18 protein-coding genes are annotated in these 21,402 nt (G+C 62.0%); 10 read left to right on the top strand and 8 right to left on the bottom strand.

Annotated features, from left to right (window positions below; genetic code table 11):
* Positions 1–8 precede the first annotated feature (8 nt).
* The gene (locus E3T28_RS16565; protein WP_134433365.1) at positions 9–3,731 is read left to right on the top strand and encodes an SCO7613 C-terminal domain-containing membrane protein; all 3,723 of its coding nucleotides are present in this window, start codon (positions 9–11) and stop codon (positions 3,729–3,731) included.
* Here the strand turns inward: E3T28_RS16565 and E3T28_RS17840 are convergent.
* Complete coding sequence (locus tag E3T28_RS17840) at positions 3,667–3,927, bottom strand: GNAT family N-acetyltransferase (RefSeq protein ID WP_420898280.1); 261 nt, start codon at positions 3,925–3,927, stop codon at positions 3,667–3,669. The genes E3T28_RS16565 and E3T28_RS17840 overlap by 65 nt on opposite strands.
* 545 nt (positions 3,928–4,472) lie before the next feature.
* On the opposite strand from E3T28_RS17840, the gene E3T28_RS16555 reads away from it, so the two are divergent.
* The 3 genes from E3T28_RS16555 to E3T28_RS16545 all read left to right on the top strand — a co-directional run bounded on the left by E3T28_RS16555 (position 4,473) and on the right by E3T28_RS16545 (position 7,502).
* A complete protein-coding gene (locus E3T28_RS16555; protein WP_370260414.1) occupies positions 4,473–4,847 on the top strand; it encodes a DUF7793 family protein in 375 nt (124 codons plus the stop codon).
* A gap of 309 nt (positions 4,848–5,156) precedes the next feature.
* On the top strand, positions 5,157–6,704 hold the full coding sequence (locus tag E3T28_RS16550) for a putative bifunctional diguanylate cyclase/phosphodiesterase (protein ID WP_241979415.1): 1,548 nt from the start codon (positions 5,157–5,159) through the stop codon (positions 6,702–6,704).
* Between the two features lie 9 nt (positions 6,705–6,713).
* On the top strand, positions 6,714–7,502 hold the full coding sequence (locus E3T28_RS16545) for a class I SAM-dependent methyltransferase (RefSeq protein ID WP_134433359.1): 789 nt from the start codon (positions 6,714–6,716) through the stop codon (positions 7,500–7,502).
* A gap of 67 nt (positions 7,503–7,569) precedes the next feature.
* Here the strand turns inward: E3T28_RS16545 and E3T28_RS16540 are convergent, their stop codons facing one another.
* The 5 genes from E3T28_RS16540 to E3T28_RS16520 form a co-directional block, all read right to left on the bottom strand.
* The gene (locus E3T28_RS16540; RefSeq protein WP_134363843.1) at positions 7,570–7,872 is read right to left on the bottom strand and encodes a putative quinol monooxygenase; all 303 of its coding nucleotides are present in this window, start codon (positions 7,870–7,872) and stop codon (positions 7,570–7,572) included.
* A 206-nt stretch (positions 7,873–8,078) separates the two neighbouring features.
* Entirely contained in the window at positions 8,079–8,990 is a 912-nt protein-coding gene (locus E3T28_RS16535) for a PRD domain-containing protein (protein WP_134433357.1), read from the bottom strand.
* A gap of 5 nt (positions 8,991–8,995) precedes the next feature.
* Positions 8,996–10,429 carry a 6-phospho-beta-glucosidase gene (locus E3T28_RS16530; protein ID WP_134433355.1) on the bottom strand — a complete coding sequence of 478 codons (1,434 nt, stop codon included), beginning with the start codon at positions 10,427–10,429 and terminating at the stop codon, positions 8,996–8,998.
* Between the two features lie 62 nt (positions 10,430–10,491).
* Positions 10,492–12,432: a beta-glucoside-specific PTS transporter subunit IIABC gene (locus E3T28_RS16525; protein WP_134433353.1), complete on the bottom strand. Its 1,941-nt coding sequence runs from the start codon at positions 12,430–12,432 to the stop codon at positions 10,492–10,494.
* Positions 12,433–12,718: 286 nt separating this feature from the next.
* The gene (locus E3T28_RS16520) at positions 12,719–13,627 is read right to left on the bottom strand and encodes an EamA family transporter (protein ID WP_134433351.1); all 909 of its coding nucleotides are present in this window, start codon (positions 13,625–13,627) and stop codon (positions 12,719–12,721) included.
* A gap of 71 nt (positions 13,628–13,698) precedes the next feature.
* On the opposite strand from E3T28_RS16520, the gene E3T28_RS16515 reads away from it, so the two are divergent.
* A complete protein-coding gene (locus E3T28_RS16515) occupies positions 13,699–14,187 on the top strand; it encodes a MarR family winged helix-turn-helix transcriptional regulator (RefSeq protein ID WP_134433349.1) in 489 nt (162 codons plus the stop codon).
* A gap of 267 nt (positions 14,188–14,454) precedes the next feature.
* On the opposite strand, the gene E3T28_RS16510 is transcribed toward E3T28_RS16515, so the two are convergent.
* Positions 14,455–15,150 carry a TetR/AcrR family transcriptional regulator C-terminal domain-containing protein gene (locus E3T28_RS16510; RefSeq protein WP_134433347.1) on the bottom strand — a complete coding sequence of 232 codons (696 nt, stop codon included), beginning with the start codon at positions 15,148–15,150 and terminating at the stop codon, positions 14,455–14,457.
* 92 nt (positions 15,151–15,242) lie between these two features.
* Here E3T28_RS16510 and E3T28_RS16505 point away from each other — a divergent pair, with 92 nt between their 5' ends.
* From E3T28_RS16505 to E3T28_RS16485, 5 genes are all read left to right on the top strand, one after another.
* Positions 15,243–15,722 carry a DUF6326 family protein gene (locus E3T28_RS16505; RefSeq protein WP_134433345.1) on the top strand — a complete coding sequence of 160 codons (480 nt, stop codon included), beginning with the start codon at positions 15,243–15,245 and terminating at the stop codon, positions 15,720–15,722.
* Between the two features lie 801 nt (positions 15,723–16,523).
* Positions 16,524–17,405, top strand: a complete 882-nt coding sequence (locus E3T28_RS16500; protein WP_338145411.1) for an N-acetylmannosamine-6-phosphate 2-epimerase — start codon at positions 16,524–16,526, stop codon at positions 17,403–17,405.
* A 45-nt stretch (positions 17,406–17,450) separates the two neighbouring features.
* Positions 17,451–19,013, top strand: coding sequence for a PTS transporter subunit EIIC (locus tag E3T28_RS16495; RefSeq protein WP_241979417.1), 1,563 nt, complete (start codon positions 17,451–17,453; stop codon positions 19,011–19,013).
* A 12-nt stretch (positions 19,014–19,025) separates the two neighbouring features.
* On the top strand, positions 19,026–19,496 hold the full coding sequence (locus E3T28_RS16490; RefSeq protein WP_134433341.1) for a PTS sugar transporter subunit IIA: 471 nt from the start codon (positions 19,026–19,028) through the stop codon (positions 19,494–19,496).
* Positions 19,497–19,844: 348 nt separating this feature from the next.
* On the top strand, positions 19,845–20,714 hold the full coding sequence (locus E3T28_RS16485; RefSeq protein WP_134433339.1) for a PRD domain-containing protein: 870 nt from the start codon (positions 19,845–19,847) through the stop codon (positions 20,712–20,714).
* Between the two features lie 252 nt (positions 20,715–20,966).
* Here E3T28_RS16485 and E3T28_RS17195 read toward each other — a convergent pair.
* The coding region (locus E3T28_RS17195; RefSeq protein ID WP_206750464.1) for a hypothetical protein at positions 20,967–21,402 on the bottom strand (436 nt) is incomplete at its 5' end.

Below are 21,402 nucleotides of genomic sequence, written 5' to 3'. Positions count from 1 at the left end.
CTGCCCGAATGACGAGCCAGTGGAGCGACCTCGCCGTCGCACGTCTTCTGGACGATGCGTCCTGCCCGTCCTGCGGGGTCGACGCCCTGCAGAACAGGCGCTGCCGTGATTGCGGCGTCGACCTGAACGGGAAAATCGGCCTCGAACTTTGGACCGCCTCCCGGGAGGCGGCCACCGCACTGCTAGCGCGGCAGTCGGTGCTCGAACGTGTGCCGCGCGTGCTCGCCGAGCCGTCTGCAGCAAGTGCGACCGAACCGTCGCCAGCATCCGCAGCCCTTGTTGCGCCCGCCGCAGCCAGCCCAGCTGTCGCGGATCCGCGCTCGAGCGTCACAGTTCAGTCGGTGCTGGCGGTCGCGGGCGCTGGGCTGTTCGCGATCTCGGCGATCGTATTCACCTTCTTCAACCCCGACCTCAGCGATCGTGTGCTGCGCAGCGTGATCGTCGGCGTCATCACCCTCTTGTTCCTGGGCGGCGCCTGGCTGCTCGCCCGGCGCAGGCTGCAGTTCTCGGCCGAGGCTGTCGGTGCGCTTGGCATGTTGTTCGTCGCCCTCGACGTGTACGCGCTTTCCGAACTGACCCCGAGCGGCTTTAGCCCGTGGGTGGTCACTGCGGTCGGCACACTCGCCAGCGGCTCGGTCATGGTGGCGCTGTCGCGGGTGGCGCATATCCGGACCTGGCTCTGGATCTCCCTGCTCGGCCTCGCCGTGGTGCCCGCGATGCTCGGGTACGCGGGCGGCACCGTGTTGTCGGCGGTCATCGGACACCTCGGCACGGGATTCGTCGCTCTCGCACTCGTCGCACTCGTCCGCGCCACGGCAAGGAGATTCGACGGGCGCCTTCGGGCGGAGCAGGTGACGCTGACGGTGGTGCAGATCGTTTCCGTCGCAATCGTGCTCGCCCAGGCGAGACTGATCGAGGCCGACAGCACCACGGGATACTGGCTCGGGATATGCGCCGTCCTTGCCGCGATTGCGGTGCTCGCTGGCCTCGCCACCCGGAACCTCGCACGCGGTCTCTGGAGCTTCGTCGCCGGGGCTGCCGGCGTGGCCGCATTCACCGGGCTGCCATTCGCCCTCGACCTCGGAGCGTATGGCGCCGAGCATTGGTATTTCGCTTTCAGCGCTGTCGCGGGCGCCGCAGGACTCATCGTCCTGGGCGCCCTGGCGCCGACCCCGGCGACGATCGAGCGGCGACGGTACACCGGCGGCGCGTTCGGGATGGCCGTGGTGAGCGTCCTAGCGACGGTGCTCGTGGCGCTGATGATCGGCGCCGCGAAGGTGCTTGGTTCCGTCAGCGGTTCCGATCTCGTCTCCTCAGTGATCGATACTGGCGGCGTGCTCGCGGTCGTGCTCGGCCTCGCCGCTGGTGCCTTTGGCTTCGGGGCCTTCGCCGCAATCACCCTGCACCGGGACATTGCCCAGGCGCACCGCGCGAACGGGGTGGCGGCCCTCGCCATCTGGCTGGCGTCGCTCGCTGGGCTCGTGCTCGTCTGCACCCCCGGCCTCTTACCCTGGGCTCAAATCGGGATCGCCCTGGGACTCGCGGTATCCACGAGTGCTGCGCTCATTCTCGTCCCGAGCCTCCGGGCGGCTTCCCTCCGCTTGCGCCTTCCCCTGATTGTCGCGGCTCATCTGGCTGTGCTTCTCGCGGGCATCATTTCGTGGACCGACGATCGCCTCGCGGCGTGGGCGGGCATCGCAGTGGTCACGGCCATCATCGCGCTCGCGCGAACCGTGCCCGCCGGGACTCGTTTTCTCCACGTCGCTGTCGGCTACGCCTACGCTCTCGTGGTCGTGGCGACAGCGCTCGGACAGCTCGGCATGGGCACGATCGCGCTCATGTGCCTAACCACGTCGATCGGGCTGATCGGCGCCATCGTCGCGACCGCTCTTCCGCAAGTGAAACCCGCAGCCTGGTACTCGATCCTGGTCGTGACGTCCGTGCCCTTTGTGATCGGCGTGATCCAGGTGGTCTTCGAACGCAGCGGCTGGACTGCTCTCTCAACTGGCATCATGTTCCTGCTTGCGATGACCCTCCTCGTCTCCCGCCGGCTCGGACTCGGCATCCTGCTTCGCGCAATCGCCGCCGGCCTGCTCATTCCGTCCCTGGCCGTCGTCGTCGTATGTCTCGGCGCCGAGGTGCTCAGGGGCAGCGCCTCTCCTCTGACTTTGCCGGTCATCGCGGCGATTGTCGCTCTCGCGCTCCCGAGCACGGGGGTGATTCGCTCGGCCCTCCTGCGACGTGGCGTCGGCGAACGGGGCGCCACGGTCGCGCGGATCGCCATCGAGGCGTCTGCCATGCTCACCGGCGCAATCGCCGTCGGGCTGGCGCTCATCCGGGTGGCGGCTGGCTTGCCGACGACATTCCTCGTGCTCATCATTCTCGCCCTCGGCGGAGCGGCGACATCGTTCTGGGCGAAGCGCCGCTACGGGTGGTGGACCGCGGCTGCCTGCCTAACGGGAGCCCTGTGGTGTGTGTGGGCTCTGGCCGGTATCAGCCTGCTTGAGCCGTATCTGCTTCCGCCGAGCCTCGCAGCGGCGACCATCGGCCTGCTCCTCACCGCGCGCGGCGCACAGGGCGTGCCGCTGTATACCTGCGGGCTCCTCGTTGCCATCGTGCCGACCCTGGTGGTGCTGGCGGTGTCGGAGGCAGGTGAAATCGGCGGGGCAGCGTGGCGCGGCTACGGGCTGGTCGCTGCGGCGTGGGCGCTGCTCGGGCTCGGCCTGCTGCTCCACCGGGGCACGTCGCCGCGTGCAGATTGGCTGCGCACACTCTGCAAGCCGACCTACGGGGTCGCGATCGTGGCGGGTGCGGCCGGGGCGATCCAAGGCGTGCGATTCGGCGTCGGTGCCGACATCGTCGCGACCGGGGCGATACCGTTGGTCGTTCTGTGCCTCGGGATCGGCCTGGCCGGTGCCGTGCCAGCTGCCGTTGCGGCGGGGGCCATCCTTTCCCATGCCGCGGTACCTCACGCGGCGCGCATCCGATGGTCGTCTTTCGGTCGTCTGTCTGCTCGCTGGCTGTATGCCCCCGCCACCCTGTACGTCGGGCTGGCGACTTGGACGGCGATCGAACGAGACTGGTTCACGATCTGGCTGATGTGGTCGCTCATGGTCACCTACCTCGCCGCCATGGTCCTTATCGCGGTGCGGATGCGAAACGGCCGGACGAGCCTGCCTCCCGTGTGGCTCCTCTTCACGCTCGCGTTCGTCACTGCGATCGTGGCTTGGAGCCCGCGTGACTTGCGGGTCGAGTGGTTCTCGCTGCCCCTGGGCCTCTTCTTGCTCTTAGCCGGTGTTGCCGCCATACGCGGAAGGCAATCGGATACAGCGGACATCAAGCGTGGCACGCTCGGCAGCTGGCCCGCCCGCTGGCACGGCTCGTGGCCGCTGCTCGCCCCCGGACTCGGCGTGATGTTCTTGGCCTCGATCCTCGCGACCTTCACCGACCCTCAGACCTGGCGGGCCATCCTCGTGATCGCGATCGCGCTCGTCGCCATTCTCGTCGGCTCTAGCTTGAAACTCGCGGCTCCTTTCCTGCTGGGCATTTTCGTACTGCCCATCGAGAACATTTTCGTGTTCGTGGTGCAGATCGGCCGCGGCATCGAATCGGTGCCGTGGTGGATCACGCTGGCCGTCGTCGGCGCCGTGCTGCTCATCATCGCCGTCACCTATGAGCGTCGAGCCGGGCACGACAACAGCATCGCGGCGCGACTGCGCGACCTGGCATGAAACGGTCGTTCTCGCTCCACACCTCGAGGACGGCAGTTGCGGAATCAGTGGCCAGCCATTTGGCCTCGAAGGCTTCATAGAGTCGGCTGCCGATTCCTCGGTTCCAGGCCTGCGGGTCCACGTAGAGACCTACCAACTCGAAAAGGTCGGCTCGCGCATCATCCGGATGCCATCTATGTCTGCAGCAAACTCTCACAACGTCACCGTTCGGATAGTCGTTCGTCAAGTCGACGCCACCATAGCTATCGAACACGGCGACAATGTCGACCTCGAGACCGAGCTCCTCTTTCACTTTTGCACGCAAAGCGGATCCGCATCACCGACGACTCCTACGGTGCCGGCTTAACCTTCGATTCTGCAACTGGCCTCGTGACCAACAACTGATCCGCGATAAACAAAAGCGAACCTTGGGGAGCAGCCCGGGGTCACTCCGCCCACAGCTACGTCGGGAGACAGGCCCCAGTTTTTTTGCCGTGAAGGAGGTTTAGATGTCCCGTGAGAGGTCGCTCAGTTGTAGTGCGTTCGAAGTCGCTGTGAGATCAGTAACCTGCATACCTGATCGGTATTGGACCCGGCATTTAGATACTCGCGCTAATTGATTGCATCCTCCGGGCCTGCAGAGGCAGGAAGCGCTCTCAGCCTGCAACCCACCGTCCTCGTGACGGGAAAAATCGATGAACCGGAGTACCTTTGAGGAGCGGCTGAATGGTTCGGCGGCGTGCTCGGGGAGGACACGTGGTGGTGGATCCGGTCGCTGCAAGCGAGGCGAAGCTCAGCATTGAAATGAGTGATGCAGGGCTTCTCCATCTGCGCTGGCTGCCCGGGGTCCACGTTCAGGTCGAGGACGCTCGAGCCGCGATGGCGAAAGTCAACGAGGTCTGCCAGCAGGAAGAGCATCCCATGCTCGTTGATATGGCAGCAGTCGGTTCGGTTAGCCGTGAGGCCAGGGCTGTGTGGTCCATTCCCTGCAGCGCCTCACGCATTGCTCTGTTAGGCGAATCGCCCGTAGATCGGGTTCTGGCGAACTTCTTCCTCGGTGTGCACGTCCCGCCTTGTCCGACTCGTTTTTTTACATCGCGCAGCGAGGCCTTGGACTGGCTTAGTGCCCGTGCGTGAGCGCCGGGAAGCACTGCCTGCCGCGATGAGGGCCACACCGGGCGTCTGCCCTTTGAGCGGGGAACCGCCGGTGGCGGTGCCCGACACGTTCCGGCCAACCGGCAGTGATACTGACCGCCCGTCGGGTTGGCAGGTGCCTTCGGGTGGGTGCTCCTCTTGGTGGAGTATCGATAGCGGGCCCATATCGGAGGTTGCTGGTGACCGTAGGATTCAGGACGTGACAGATCGATTCAAGGGGACCCCGGGGCAGCTGCCAGTTCTTCAGCCGGGGTCTGCAAAGGGCCAGACTTCCCGTCGTGGATTGCACTTTTGGACGACCTGACCTCGGGAAAGGCCGCTGAGGACCCGCGCCTGCAGCAGTTGGTGGAGATCATTGTCCGGTTGGCTGCCGGAGAGCTGGACACACGCATGGAAACTTCGGAACGTAGGGATGACATCGATGCTGTCATCACGGGTGTCAACCTGCTCGCGGAGGAACTTGACCATATTTACTCGGATCTGGAACGGCGGGTTGCCGACCGTACGGCCATGTTGGGGCGAGCGCAGGCTGAGCTGGAACAGATGGCCAAGACGGATGCCCTAACAGGCCTTGCGAATAGGACCCTGCTCAACGAGCGGATACAGGAGGCAATCCTGGCCAGTGCGGACAGCGGGAAAGCCCCGGCCGTTCTGGTGCTGGATCTCGACTCTTTCAAGGCTATAAATGACACGCTGGGCCATGGTGCCGGTGACGCCGTGCTGGTCGAGGTTGCCAAGCGTCTCCGGTCCGTCGTCAGGGCCGCCGATACAGTGGCCCGTCTGGGTGGGGATGAATTTGCCATCGTCATCACCGAGGCCACGGAAGAGGAGATCCTGCAAATTGCGCACCGGGCATCCGAGCAACTGCAGGACAGCGTGCGTGTCGGAACCGAAACGGTCTGGGCAATGGCCAGCATCGGGGTTTGCATCGGCACGCCGGGATATCCGGCCGAGGCGCTGATGCGCGATGCTGACATCGCCATGTATCAGGCGAAGGAGCAAGGTCGCAACAACGTCCAGCTCTTCCACCCCGATATGCTCGACGCTGTCCGGGAACGCTCACGCATAACCGCCGAACTGCGCAGCGCTGTTGCCGGCGGCGAACTGGCACTGCGGTACCAGCCGGTGGTCGAATTGGCTTCCGGCAGGGTCATAGGCATCGAAGCCCTCCTTCGGTGGCATCATCCCGTGCGCGGAATTATTATGCCGGACAGCTTCATCCGCATCGCGGAAGAAACCGGCCTGATCCTGGAGCTGGGGCGGTGGGTGCTGCATGAAGGCGTCGCCCAGATGAGACGCTGGAGCGAAACCGCACCTGACCTGACGGACTTCCGTCTGCACATCAATCTTTCCGCCGCTGAACTGCTTCGCAGTGATCTGCTGGAGGACATCAGGGATACGTTGGACCGGCATCACGTGGCTCCGCGGCGTTTGGTTTTGGAGATCACCGAGACCGTGTTGATGTCTAGGGGAACGGCGGAAGAACAGGTCTTCAGCGGGCTGCGGGACCTGGGCGTGGGGCTGCAAATTGACGATTTCGGTACCGGCTATTCGTCCATCAGCTATCTCCGGTCGCTTCCTGCGGACACGGTTAAGGTCGACCAATCCCTGATTCAGGACATGGGCTCGGACCCGCAGCAGCTGAAATTCATTGCTGCCATTCTTCAGCTGATTTCCTCTGCGGGACTGAAAGCGATCGTGGAAGGCATTGAAACCGCCGAACAGGCGATCCAGTTGCAGGCCATGGGTTGCCTATACGGGCAAGGCTATTACTACGGCTACCCGCTGCCGCCCGAGAAGGTACTGGATCAGCTCCGGGGTCTCGCGCAGCGTCGGTAGAGTTAGGGCATGTCAAAGCTTTGGGAACAGCTGCTGCTTGTTCCAACAGTAGTACGCCTCACTTCCCGGGTACCGAGAGACCCGGCGGCCGCGTGGGATGGGTACTGGCGCGGAATTCACACCACCGGCCGTTCCGGAGATGTGCTGTGGGACTCCGGATCCCGGACCGAGCATGCGCAGTACTCCGACGCCGTAGTAGCCCACTTTGATCCGGCTCTTCCGGTGATTGACGTCGGGTGTGGCAACGGAACCTACACCCGCTGGCTTGCTGGTCTTTTTCCCAGCGTGCTCGGCATCGATGTCTCAACTGGCGCGGTCGAGTTGGCGAAGAGGGAAACTGAAGGCGTCCTGAACGCCGACTTCATGGTCATGGATGCTGCGGAAGTAGGTGCGGGAGAGCGCCTGTTGGAGCGGATAGGGCCCGCCAACGTTTTTGTCCGCGGAGTCTTTCACGTGCTGAAACCCGACAAGCAGTCCAGCTTGGCTGCCAACCTGCGAACCGTCATCGGGCGCAGCGGCCGGGTGTTCCTCGCCGAAACCAACTTCCAAGGAAGCAGCCTCGCCTACCTGCAGCAGCTGGGGGCCACGCCGCGAAGCATACCCCGGCAGTTGCAGAGCGCCCTGGAAAACCTGCCCCGCCCCGGGCGTTTCGGCGCCCAGGAACGGCACAGCACATTTTCGGATTCTGACTGGCTGTTGATCGCGGACGGGCCGGTGAACATCGAAGTGGTCCCGATGAACTCCACCGGTCTTTCGCAGCAGATTCCGGGATATTTCGCTCTTCTGGCCGGCAAATAGATCCAGCGAACATCCGCCCTGAGCGTCAAACGGTGGATCGTAGAGCGTGCGCTTGGAGTGCCACGGTTCAGTCGCGTAGTGGAGATCCGACGACGTTGAAGCGAAACCCGCCAAAAGCGCCGGACAGAAGCGGCCTTGCGGTCGCTATGGATGCTTGGACCTCGGGCAAGGCGAGCGAAGCTTGATGCGCTTCGGCGCTGTCCCATAGTTCCACGACGAACACTGTGTCGAGGTCGTCGTCGCTGACCCCTACCTCATACGCCAGGCAGCCGATCTGTTTGAGGGTGTCGCTGCGCTGAGTCAGATGAGCGACCAGTTCATCACGTTTACCGGGGACGACACCGAGTGTTCCCGCGTTTGCGAAAGTCATGGCACCACCCTACCCAGCGCCCGAACATGCCGATGCTCTGTACTCTGGCAACTTTCACCTGCTGGGCTCGGGAATTGGAGGCTCCGCCGAGTACATTCGCAACGATTGATGCGTCCAAAATGGTGCTGCGGACGTAGAAGCTTCACTTCGTTCGTGTTTCAAGGACGCGTCGTGCTTGGCGCGTCAGTGCAGACGTCAACGGCGCTTTATCGCGTGGACTCCAGCCGTGCAATGTGCATGGCGAGGTAGAGGATCTCCTCGTCGGTGAGCGGCGAGCCGCCCAGCTCAAGAATCGTTTGCACTCGTTGTGCCAACTCAAGTGCCGGCGTGTGGTCTTCATGGATCAGTCTGGCCAAACCGGGAGGACATCCCGTAATTTGAGTTTGGCTTTGCGTCCGAGCGACTAGGTAGCGAAGGTGCGTCACGAACCGGGCGATGGACATGGATTCAACAGATTCGGTGAGGCCCAGTGCCGCCGTGACGACAGCCACGATCTTGCTAATGCGCTCCGTCATTGCCACCGTGGCGCCGATGTCTGTACTCGCGAACTCGGCGTTCACTAGGTGCATGGCGAAGGCAGTCGCTTCCTCGGGTGGAATCGGCACGTCAAACTCGGCCGACGAGACCTCCACTGCCGTTCGTCCGATGGCCATCTCCCGTGGGTAGAGCTGAGCTACCTCCCAGTGGAGCGGATACGCGACAATTATCCCTTGCCGCGCACGTTGCAACGCGAAGTGGAGGTGGTCGGCTACCCCCAGTAACAGGCTTTGACTGGGCCGGATCCCTGCCCGTTCCTGGGCGAGTTCGACAACACGACGGGCAACGCGGATCACTGCGAGGGGAGTCTCACTGATGAAGGCGGTCAGCTGGGCTATCGGATATTGCGAGTCCGGGATGAAAACTTCCGATGCCGAGCTCGGATCGATTCGATCTCCCAACTGCCTGCCGAAACCAATTCCTCGTCCGAGCAGAATCTTTCTGGTACCCGCGAGATCGGTCGCTAAAAGAGCGTTGTTGCTCAGGGCCCGGAGGACGTCGACGGTTTCTGGGTCCGGTGCCCTTGCAGCGTTGAGTTCACCCTCCACAACAGGCTTCACCGCACCCCCGCCGACGTCCACGCGCTCTACCTTTCCAGCCCGTTGGAGGCGATTACTTGGGCGTACCAGTCGAATGAGTCTTTCTTGCTCCGGGCGAGGGTTCCGTTCCCGGCATTGTCACGATCGACATGAATCATGCCGTAGCGCTTCTTCATCTCACCCGTGGTGAAGGACACGAGATCGATGATCCCCCACGGGGTGTACCCCATCAGGTCGACCCCGTCGTGCACCACCGCGACTGTCATCTGCTCGATGTGCGCCCGGAGGTAATCGATCCGTGACCGGTCGTGAATTTCCCCATCGCTTGCGAACTCGTCGACGGCACCGAATCCGTTTTCCACGATGAACAGAGGCTTCTCGTAGCGGTCTGCCAGGACGTTGAGCGTGTAGCGCAGGCCCACGGGGTCGATCTGCCACCCCCAATCACTGGCCTTGACATGCGGGTTCGGCACTGAGTTCGACAAAGCACCATTGAGGCTCTCCTCGTCGTTGTGCACTCCTGCCTTGACGACGGTCGACATGTAGTAACTGAAACCCACGTAGTCAACCGTTCCTGCAGCGAGGATCTCCTCGTCACCGGGTTGCCAACCGACGTCGTAGCCCTCGCGGTCGATTTCCTTCAGCGCGTAGGCGGGATAGTGCCCGCGCACATGCACATCCGAGAAGAAGAACCGATCGCGGTTCGCTACCTGCGCCGCCATCACGTCCTCCGGATCGCAGGAGAACGGGTAGACCGGCACGTGCGAGATCATGCATCCGATCTGCAGGTCCGGTGCGATCTCGTGACCGATCCGTACCGCCAGGGCACTGGCCAGCAATTCGTGGTGAGCCACCTGGAAAAGGACCTCACGCGCACGATCCTGTTCTGTGAGAGTGACGCCGGAGTTCGTCCAGAGGAACAACGCGTTGTTGGTGTCCATCTGGTTGTTGATCTCGTTGAAAGTCATCCAGTAACGAACCTTGGTATGGAAACGCTCGAAGCACACCCGTGCGAAGCGAGCGAACAGGTCCACGAGCGCCCGGTTTCGGAAACCACCGTAGGCGCGAGCCAGGTGCAGGGGGAGTTCGAAGTGCGACAGCGTCACCACCGGCTGGATCCCTTGATTCAATAGAGAATTGAAGACGGCGTCGTAGAAGGCCAGTCCCTCCTCGTTGGGTTCTTCCTCATCACCACGCGGAAAAATCCGGGTCCACTGTATCGAGGTCCGGAAGCACTTCAGTCCGAGTTCACCGAACAGAGCCACGTCCTCGGGGAAGTGGTGGTAAAAATCGATGGCCTCGTGGTTTGGATAGTATTCGGCGGGGTCAACCTCGTCCGTCACGCGCCGGGCCACGCCATGTGCGCCAGCGGTCAGTACGTCAACGACGCTGGGCCCTTTTCCGCCAGCATTCCAGCCACCCTCGAATTGGTGGGCCGCCACGGCGCCACCCCACAGAAAATCTTCAGGCAATGCATTCATTGTTCATTCTCCTTTCACTCACGGCCGGGGGTCCAGCAAGCGGGGACCCGCGGCCGTGTTCGTCACTCGGCGATGGATATGGTGGCCTTTACGGTCGTGGCCAATTCTTCGCCGTGTGTTACCTCGGTTCGGGGGTACGGCAGAACGTCGTCAAAGTCCTGGCAGTTGGTCACAATGACGGGGGTGAGCACGGAATAGCCGGCCCGTTTGATCGCCTCGGCGTCAAACTCCATCAACAGGTCACCCTTCTTGACCTTCGCGTTGGCGTGGGTGTGCACTGTGAAGTGCTCACCGTTCAGCTTCACGGTGTCGATCCCAACGTGGATCAACAGCTCCACGCCATCGTCGGAGATGAGCCCCAAAGCGTGCTTCGAGGGCATCACCACGACGACCGCCCCGTCGAACGGCGCATAGATCCGAGAATCAGTCGGTTCGATCGCGACGCCGGCCCCCATGGCCCCCGTGGAAAACACAGGATCTGGCACGTCCGACATCGGGACCACCTTGCCCGTGACCGGACTGGCGATGCTGGTGTGGCTGCCGGCGGCGGTGACCATTTCGGTGTACGCCTGCTCGGTCAGCACGTCCGAGGAAGCCGGGGTGCCGGGCTCGCGGATCTCAGCACCCAGCTCGGTCACCGGGTCCTTGAAGCCGAACACCATGACCAGAACCATGGCACCGAAGAACGCCACCAGGCAACCGATAATCTCGCCCAGAAGGGACGAGGTGCCAGCCTGGTAGGCGTTCACGATCGTGAGCGGACCGGGGAGGCCGGCGTACGCGTAGTATCGAGAACCGAACAGGGCGATGACGATGCCACCGGCGGCCCCGGCGGTGCACGCCAGGATGAACGGCTTCTTGAGCCTCAAGGTGACACCGTAAATCGCCGGTTCGGTGATGCCGAAAATCCCGGGAATCGCAGCTGAGCCGGAAACACCCTTGAGCTCGCGGTTACGGGTCTTGAAGAAGACGCCGATCGCAGCTCCCACCTGGGCAATGACAGCAGCAGTCTGGAAGGCCTGGAAGGAGTCGCTCCCGAACTGCTCGAAGTTGGCGAGCACGACCGGGGTTACCCCCCAGTGGATGCCGAACACAACCGCCAGCTGCCAGAAACCACCGATCAGGGCCCCGGCCAGGATCGGGAGCTCGTCCGAGAGCCAGTTGTACCCGGTAGCGATACCCATGGCAGTACCGGAGGTCACCGGTCCAAGCGAGAGCAGGGTCAGAGGCACCAGAATGACAAGGCAAATCAGAGGGACGAAGATTGACCTGCCCACGCCGCTCAGGTGCTTGTTGAGGAACCGCTCCAGGTAGGAAAGCACCCACACCAGGATCAGTGGCGGCAGGACCGACGAGGTGTAAGTCGTGGGGCTGAGTGCCATGCCGAACAGGGTGATGGTTTCCCCGGAACTGATCCGGGCGGCCATGTCGTTCCAGGTCGGATTCATGATGGCTGCACAGCACAGCACGGCGACCAGCATGTTGGTCTTGAAATACTGAGAGGCCGTGATCGCGATCAGTATGGGCAAAAACGTGAACGGGGTCCACGACATGAACGAGAAGACCTCGTAGGTGCCCGTCTCCGCGAATCCAGGCCACACCATGGAGATGACGATGAGTGAACCTTGTAGAAGACCAGCGGCGGCCAGGATGTAGACGAACGGCGCGAAGACCGCAGACATGGTCGCGATGATACGGCTGACGATGCCCATCTTGGGGCCGCTTGCGGCATCGCCTCGATTCTCCAGCTTCAGCTCTTGGGCGACGGCGTCGTAGACTTCCCCGACGTGGGTGCCAATAACAACCTGGAACTGGCCACCGCTCTCAACCACGGTGATCACACCCGGGAGCGCAGCGATTCTGGCTTTTGCGTCCGGAGGGGTAGAACTCAAGACGAGCCGCAGCCTGGTCGCACACCGGGTCGTCTGGGCGATGTTCTTCTCGCCACCGACGAGATTGATGATATCTCGTCCCAGCTTCGGATAATCTCGTACGGTTGCCATGGTGGGACCCCTTTTTGTCGGGTTTCAGCGGGCGACGGCACACACCCCGACAAGGGATTTCTCATCCGGAGGGGCCTGATGGCCGAGCGGATACCGAGCGGTAGATACGCCGGACAGTGCCCGTGGGGCACTTTGTGAGGAAATCGAGAGGTCGGGGAACATCAACAGCGATGGAGGCCTCGAGGCAGGTGAGGTCGGCAGTCATAGATGAAGTACCGGACCTCGGGTTCTTGCCTCGGATGAGTAACACGCCCGACAGTCTCCGATCACCCTAGCATGTGACCCGTCACACAAAGCCTGCTGACGCACGTGGAGACCAGCCCGTGCTTGGTGCCTGGCAGCATATTCGGCTCTTCAGGGTGAGTATCTGCCAGGGCGATCTAGAGACCTTCGACCCGGATTCCCAGCAGTTTCTGCTTCCACTGAGGCGCATAGCCTGGAGCCGTTCTCCGCTGATCATCCAACCGAGGAATAAGGCCACGACCGGGCTGAGTAGGCCGAGGAAAGCTGGAGTACTCGCGGGAAGGCGTGCGACGCCGCGAAACCACAGGACATAGGCTAACGCGGTTCCGACCCCAGTCAGATAGCCGTACCCCATGATGTTTTGTGTTGTCAGCGGCGCGGTAGGGAGACCCTCGATGACCAGCAGGATGACCAGAAGGGTGAGTCCTCCCGTGAGGAGTTGCCATGCGGTTGTGGTCAGCGGGGGTGCCGGCTGTCCCCACTTCTTGGAAAGCACGATCCCAGATGACATGGAGAGAGTGCCGCCGACAGCGGCCAGGACGCCGATAGTGTCGAGGCGCGCTTGCGCCTGAAGCACTATGAGACATACGCCGAACACTCCGGTCATGCCGGCCGCTGCCACGCGCCAGGTCAACTTCTCGTTGAGAACACGGGTCGCCAGGACCGCGACGACGAGAGGCTGTAGCCCGCCCACGACAGCGGCCACACCGCCGGGGAGTCGGTAGGCGGCAACGAACAGCAACGCAAAGAACGCGCCAATATTGAGGACGCCGAGTACCCAGGACTTCCACCACCACTCGCCGCGCGGCAGCTGGCGGCACACCAGCAGGAGTAGGGCTCCGGCAGGGAGCGCGCGCAACGTTGCCGCCAGGAACGGCCGGTCCTCCGGCAGGTACAACGTGGTCGTCAGGTATGTGGTACCCCATAATGCCGGGGCCACGGCCGTGGTCATCAACAGGAGGACGCGGTTGCTAAGCGCTAAGCAATATTACCTAAGTGCTTAGCAATTGCTAGTCTGGGCGCATGGCAAATCATGTGGATCGAATTTTGGAGCAGTGGCATTCCGAGAAACCCGATCTCGATGTCTCGCCGATGGCAGTCATCGGTCGGTTGACTCGAGCAGCAGTCGCTGTCGAATCGCGCCTGGCCAAAACTTTCGCTCGGCATGCTTTGGACTCCGCATCATTCGATGTGCTCGCCACGCTGCTGCGAAGCGGCGCCCCCTATCGAATCGCCCCGGTGGAGCTGGCGCGGGACGCTATGATTTCCACGAGCGCGGTCGCCCAACGGCTGAACAAGCTTGAAACGCGCGGATTAGTCAGTCGGGAGGCGAACCCGAATGACGGCCGCGGCACGCTCGTCGCGCTCACCGAGTCCGGACGCGAACTCATTGAGGCGGCATTGCCCGACCACGTCGAAACCGAGCATGCGATCATCGCGACACTCAGCGTCGAGGAGCAGGCGAACCTCGCAGTGTTGCTTCAACGAATCCATGAAGCTGCCTGCTCCTAACAGCCGTCACCCCACTTTCACCTTGTCCGTAAGTCGGATGCTCTCCGGGCGCGGTGGCGGCCTTAGCGACCTGCACGAGACCGAGCATCAGTGCGCGATCCGCACAGGACTCCAATACAGCTCTACGACTGGCGCCTCGACGCCCTTGTCATCCTCCTGCTGCGTCCACAAACCAGCCTGCGAGCCCGAATATGATGCAAGCGCCCTTAACGCGGCCACCATAGGGTATTTTCCCTGGCCAGTGTCCTACACCCGTGGCTTGTTTCGTTAGTCGGGCAAGTCCTGCGGCGGATGCGCTAAGGCTCGCGGCGCGGGGCCCGCGTCGGCGACCCGACGCTCCAGGCTCTCCAGCAACAACTCCAACCCGTAATCGAACTCGTCCGCGAACGCGTAACCGCCATCGTCGAACAGCTCGGCGCGCGACCGCGCAATGTGCGGATACAGCTCCGCCGGCGCCGCGACCTTGACGGCGAACGCCTCCTCGGCGCCGCCCCCCGGTTCGAACGGCAGGCTCGTCTCGGTCAGCGCGAATCCGTACACGTAGGCGTCAATCGCCGAGAATGCATGTGTCGCAAGCGCGGCGCTGAAGCCCGACATCATCAGCACGCCAAGCAGTCGGTCGTGATGCTTCAGCAGTGCCGGGCCCGGGTTGGGTCGCGATTCCATCATTCCGAGCGCCCACGGATGAGCGGTGAGTACCGATCGTGCCGATCGTGCCCGATCGGTCAGCGCCTCGCGCCAGGTGTCGCCCACCTCGGGCATCTCGATCCTCTCGAATACCCAGTCGGCGAGGTCGTCCAGCAGCGCCTCCTTGCTAGGAACGTGATGGTAAAGGGACATCGCCTCAACGCCGAGCTCCTTCGCTACACTGCGCATGCTCACGGCCGCAACACCCGCGCGATCGGCTACTGCGGCGGCCGCGCCGACGATCCTCTCCCGGCTTAGCGGTGTGCGCAGCGTCATTCACCCATCCTTGCGCACTTACGCCCGTAAGGCTACGCTGGCGATCAATCCTTACATTCGTAAGTTTTATCTGAAATCCTGAAAGGTCCGCCATGTCCAGAACCAGCACTATCCAAACGAACACCCCGCACCTGCTCGACAACCCGCCGATCCCCGTGCAAGCCAAGCTCGCAGCAGCCTGGACCAGTCTCATGTTCCTCGTCATCTACGTCGACTACTTCCACCTCTACCAGCCCGGCGAAATCGACGTAATCCGGGGTGGCGTCATCTTCGACTTCGACATCAGCGGGACATTGATGTCGATTTTCTTCGCGATCATCGCGATCCCGGCCCTGATGGTGATGCTCTCCATGACGCTGCCCGCCCGTGTGAACCGGGCGACGAACCTCGTTGTTGCATCGCTGTACATCCCCGTCATGGTGTTCAACGCGGCGGGGGCTTCCTTGGACTGGGCCTTCTACTACGGCCTCACCATCGGAGTCGAGGTGCTGATCCTGGCCTTCATCCTGCGCTCCGCCGGGACCTGGCCTCGAACCCCCGCCGTCCCAGTCGGACCCGCAACGACCAATTGATTTCGCCGTGTGAACGCGCCTCGGAAAGTCCTCCGGCGTGAAGCCCGCCGCCGCGGACACCGGGCCGACGATGACCAGCGCAGTCGCGGTATGCGCAGAGAACCTGCTCACGAACGGTCCGGTGTCTGCGCGGGGACGTCCACGGAGGCAGATTCGGTGCTAACCCGCAGAAGCCCAAAAGTCTCGAGGGTGTGGTGTTTGGGAACGCCTTGTGGGCACCGACTGGCAGTGGCATCACCGTGCTGCGCACGATGACCGACAAGGGGTCCTGCTATCGGTCCCACTAGTTCAACGACATCCTCGGCGATATCCGCGGGTGGGGGCATCCGCACCACTTGATTTTCGATGCGGTCGGGGACGGTGCCGGTGAGGGGGGATCGACGTGGCGCCGCCCTGGGCGGGCGGCCCGCTCAGTTACATGCAGCGCACAGCGCGCGCATCGGGCTCACGCTTGTGCCGGGGAAGAATATCGTCTACGCCCGAGCTGTCGAGCTGCTCAGCGAACGGATACGCCGCGTTGAGGCGGAGATGGAGAACCAGGGGAGGGCTCATCGGGGACGCATCTCCCAGTCGCGTCAATGGTCACACGGATTGCATTGGAGGAGGTCATGGAACGTATGCGCACGAACAGGCTGACTAACACGGATGCTCGGAACGCTGCGCGCTCCACGGAGCTCCACATGGCAATAATGTTTGGGGGCACGTTTACTCGTCTTATCGAATTGGTTCTGCCAGAGGCCCGTCGGTAGGTTTCCGATTTCGGGCTACGATCTCGGGCACCGCCTTCATTCCTCGTCATAAATGGCCACAATTTGCTCGGGCCTTTCGACATTGTGCGACCGAAATTGGCGTGGTAGCTGTATGCTTCAAATCAGACGCGAATTTTCGCGTAAGTCATCGGGATTGTTACTTTCGGCAAAACCTGAGACGTACCTTCATGCGCCGTTATGCGCATGGGCAAATACGTCTTCTAGGGTCCGAGGAATATCCATGACAAATCCCCGTCTTATAAACCGCCTCCGTGGCGGTCTCGTTGTGTCTTGCCAGGCGCTTCCAGGCGAACCTTTGTTCGCTGCTGGAGGCGGCGTGATGCCGCTCCTCGCGATGGCCGCTGAGCAGGGAGGGGCAGTCGGGATCCGGTGCAACTCCGCGCGTGACGTCCTCGAAATCAAGGCGGCTGTGGGGCTTCCCGTGATCGGTCTCATCAAGAACCAGTACCTGCCGTACGAGCCATATATCACCGCCACCATGGCTGAAGTGCAAGCTCTTGTGGCCGTTGGTGCAGATATCGTGGCACTGGATTGCACTCTCCGTGAGCGGGTGGACAAACTCAGCCCGGCTGGCTTCATTGCTCAGATCCGGGCCGCATTCCCGAATCTTGTCCTTATGGCAGATGTCGCCACCCTCAAGGAAGGCTTGGCCGCGGCCGAGTGTGGTGTCGACTTCGTGGGGACCACGCTAAGCGGGTATACGCCCCAATCACAAGGGGCCCCCGGTCCGAACTTTTCGCTGGTCGAGCAGTTGGTGGCCAGGACTGACGTGCCAATCATCGCTGAAGGCCGGATCCGCACCCCGCTGCAGGCCCGCCAAATGATCGATCTGGGTGCCTTCTGCGTGGTGGTCGGCGGTGCAATTACCCGTCCAATGGAAATTACTTCGGACTTCGTAACGGCTCTCGCTTAAGAGGTCGTTTTTCCCTTCACCCACGACGGAGTCGTCGTGCCCGAAATGAAAGAAGCAATAGTGTTCAAGCAACTTCAGAAGGTCGGAAAAGCATTTATGCTACCGATCGCCATCCTTCCAGCCGCCGGTCTCCTGCTCGGCATCGGCGGCGCACTGTCTAACCCGAATACTGTCAAGGCATACCCGGGATTGGACAACGCGATCCTGCAGGGAATCTTCGGCGTTATGTCCGCCGCCGGGGCGACGGTCTTCACTAATCTTGCTCTGCTTCTGTCTATCGGGCTCTGCATCGGCTTGGCGAAGCGCGACAAGGGCACCGCGGCCTTGGCCGGTATCGTGGGCTACCTGGTGATGACAGCCACCATCAAAGCGATGTTGGACATCTTCAAGCCTGGCGCCGAGCCCGTAGACACCGGCGTAGTCGGCGCTCTGGTCATCGGCGCCACGGCCGTCTGGCTGCACAACCGCTACCGCAATATCGAATTGCCGGCCGTCCTCGGCTTTTTCGGCGGATCCCGTTTTGTGCCGATCGTGACAGCGTTCGCCGCGATCTTCGTGGGAATGTTTTTCTTCCTCGCATGGCCGCCCATCCAGCAGGTGATGGTCAGCGCTGGTATGGCGATTGCGGGACTTGGGCCTGTAGGGACGTTCTTCTACGGGTTCTTTTTGCGTCTCAGTGGAGCTGTTGGCCTGCATCACATGATCTATCCCATGTTCTGGTTCACGTCACTGGGTGGAACTGAGCTGGTCAACGGAGTGTCGGTCGACGGCGCACAGAAGATTTTCTTCGCCCAGCTGGCCGATCCCAATCACGTCGGAATGTTCACCGAAGGAACCCGCTACTTTGCCGGCCGTTTCGCGACGATGATGTTCGGCCTTCCGGGAGCCTGCCTGGCAATGTGGCACTGCATCCCCAAGGGCCGCCGCGCCAAGTACACGGGCCTCTTCCTCTCCGTGGCTTTGACCTCATTCATCACGGGCATCACTGAGCCCATCGAGTTCATGTTCTTGTTCGTCGCGCCGCTGCTGTACGTGTTCCATGCCCTGCTCGATGGTGCCTCCTTCTTCATCGCTGACATCCTGAACATCAGTATTGGAAACACTTTCTCCGGCGGCGTGATCGACTTCATGCTCTTTGGCGTTCTGCAGGGCAACGACCGAACGAACTGGTTGCTCGTGCTACCTATTGGCGTGGTCTGGTTCGCCCTGTACTACTTCTCCTTCCGCTTCGCGATCAAACGGTTCCGAATCGGCACTCCCGGACACTTGGAGGACACTATCGCCAGGGATGCAGAACCGGATGTCCCGGAAGGCGCCGCCCTCGTGCCTGCTGTGGTCGGCGGCCGCACCGGCGAAAGCGCGGTTCAAATGGAAGCCGCAAGGGTCCTAGAAGCGCTTGGCGGTGCCGCCAACCTTGAAGAGGTCGACGCCTGCATCACACGCTTGCGCGTATCCGTGAAGGACCCCGCCAAGGTGGATAAAACCGCGCTGCGCAGGCTCGGAGCCACGGATGTCTTTGAAGTCCAGGGTGGCGTTCAGGCCGTCTACGGCGGCAAAGCCATCTTGTACAAGAACGCTATCAATGAGAGCCTCGGCCTCGACGATTAAAGGAGCACGGCGATGCAGAACCCATTCAAAAAAAGGGGCGAGTCCGTCTACAGCCCGGTCGCAGGGCGAATCGTTTCTCTGGATGAAGTCCCGGACCCTGTCTTCGCACGGCGCTCCGTCGGTGACGGATTCGCCATCGAGCCGACCAACGGTTCGTTCCGCAGCCCGGTGGACGGCGAGCTTGTCCTGATGGCGGAGACACGCCATGCCTACGCTGTCCGCACCGACGCTGGGGCGGAGGTCCTGGTTCATATCGGAATCGACACCGTCACTCTCAAAGGGGAAGGGTTAGTTGGGCACCGAAAGGTTGGCGAGCGGGTGGCTCGCGGAGACGTCATCATCAGCTGCGACCTCGACGACATCAAACTGAAGGTGCCCTCGATGGTCACCCCCGTCATCTTGATGAACGGCGCCAAATTTGTTATGAGCTCGCCAGACCTTGAGGCCAACGGCGAGTCCGTGATCACGGTCCGGCGGAAGTGAAAAGGTAGTCATGGAAGGAATCGCCCGCGAATCGCCCGCAGATACGGATTGTCTTTTGGCACCTACAATTGCCGGGTCGGCCGGCAAACGCGATCCGGAAACGGACTTATGTCTGTCGACGGGTTTTTCGCCCCCGGCGGCAAACGTAGATCTGGGCCGACGAGGAAAGCCACGTTTTTGGGTTTGCGAGCCCATCATGTCTCGATGCCACGAGGCGGTGCCTCAATTGCATCTGTCCGTTCATGATGTCCTGATTCGTACGAAGACTTCGGAACAGAAGGGGAACGAGCGCGACGAGGAGGCTCGCCGTCACAAACAAGACTGCCAACGTTTTCAGGAGCGCACCCGATGGAAGTGACACGATCCACGCAAGCCAGAATCAAAAGGGTATACAACAACAATGTGGTTCTCGCCATAGAATTCGACACGATAGAGGTCGTGTTACTGGGCAAAGGTATAGGGTTTCAGCGGCGTCCAGGAGAGACCATTGACACCATCGTGGCCAATCAGCGCTTCGTCGCTGACGGGGCGTACCGCGCGGCCCAGGTCGCGGGGCTGCTGAGTGAGGCACCCCTGGACCAAATCGCCTTGGCCCAGACCATCACTGAACTGGGTCATGCAGCACTCGGCCTCGAGCCCCGACAATCTCTGATGATCCCGGTCCTGGACCACCTCACCTTCGCAGTGCGTCGGGCTACTGAGGGGATTCGCATCGATTTCCCGCTCCGTTGGGAGGTGGCCCAGCTCTACCCGTCCGAAGCAGCCTTGGGGCGTCAGGTGGTTACCTTGGTGTCCGAAAGACTTGGGGTCCGACTGCAAGACGATGAGTGGGTGGCCTTCGCCCTGCACTTCGTCAACCAGCAGTGGACGAAGGGAGATTTTTCAAAGACCGTCGTCATGACCGAGACTATTGGCCGCGTATTTCTTCGTCTGGCGGAGCGGTGGGGTCAGCCAATCGACGAGAACGCGAGCAGCGCCGCACGATTTGTGACGCATCTGCGCTACGTGTTCGCCCGAGCTGCCGCCGACGAACAGCTTCACAGCTCCCATCAGGATTTGCTCGCCGCGGTACGGCAGCTCTACCCGGAAGCCGTGGATGCCGCAATCGACATCGCCCAATTGATTGGCGATGCGATTCACCGAGTAGTCTCCATCGACGAAATCTCATATCTTGCCCTACACACGGGACGCCTATACGCCGAAATACAGGAGCGATAAACAACATTGCGTTTTTTCCCGACGCCGTCGGCCTGTGGCAGTAGTGCAGCCGAGAATCCTGGTCCCGCGCCAAAAAGAATGAAACGAGCGGATGAGCCTGGAGCCCTCATAGGACCAGTGACACCCGACGACCGACACATGACACGAGGATCAATCGGCGAGGTGCCGCACCGGCGGTAGATGGAGCCGACGGCGTGACGATGATCACATCCTTCTGGGGCGGTGGAGCGCGGACTTGTTGGCCTTCCAGGCTCAGCTGACGGCGATGAGTGTCGCGAGAATCCCCAGGGTGAGCGAGACGGGAACCATCACTCTCTTCTCTTTTGCGCTCTTCGAGGCGAGGTTCGGCAGCACGCTCAGCATCAGGTAGCCCGCGATCACCCACATGGTGATGACCGCAACGAGGGGATCGGTGAAGACGTTTGTGACGTCGACGCGCTCAAGCGCGATGAAAGCGAAGATGGCATAGGTCACCACCGCCAGCACGCTGCCGACCCGCAGACGCGGGGGGAGAACAGGGTGCTGTCCGCCCCAGGCCCAACGGCCGAAGGGAAGTCCCGCCGCCAGCAGTAGCTGGAAGGTGTCAACGACTGGTGAATACTGACCCCGTGGCGTCGTTTGAATCTTGACCCCTCCGTAAGACCCTTGGAGGGTGATGACAGTGGAGAACTGGGCAGAGATACGTCGG

Origin of the sequence: Cryobacterium sinapicolor (assembly GCF_004403465.1) — a bacterium.
In the GTDB taxonomy this organism is placed as follows: Bacteria; Actinomycetota; Actinomycetes; order Actinomycetales; family Microbacteriaceae; genus Cryobacterium; species Cryobacterium sinapicolor.
The sequence above is the reverse complement of the archived record's forward strand: the minus strand, read 5'-3'. Positions and strand labels throughout refer to the sequence as shown.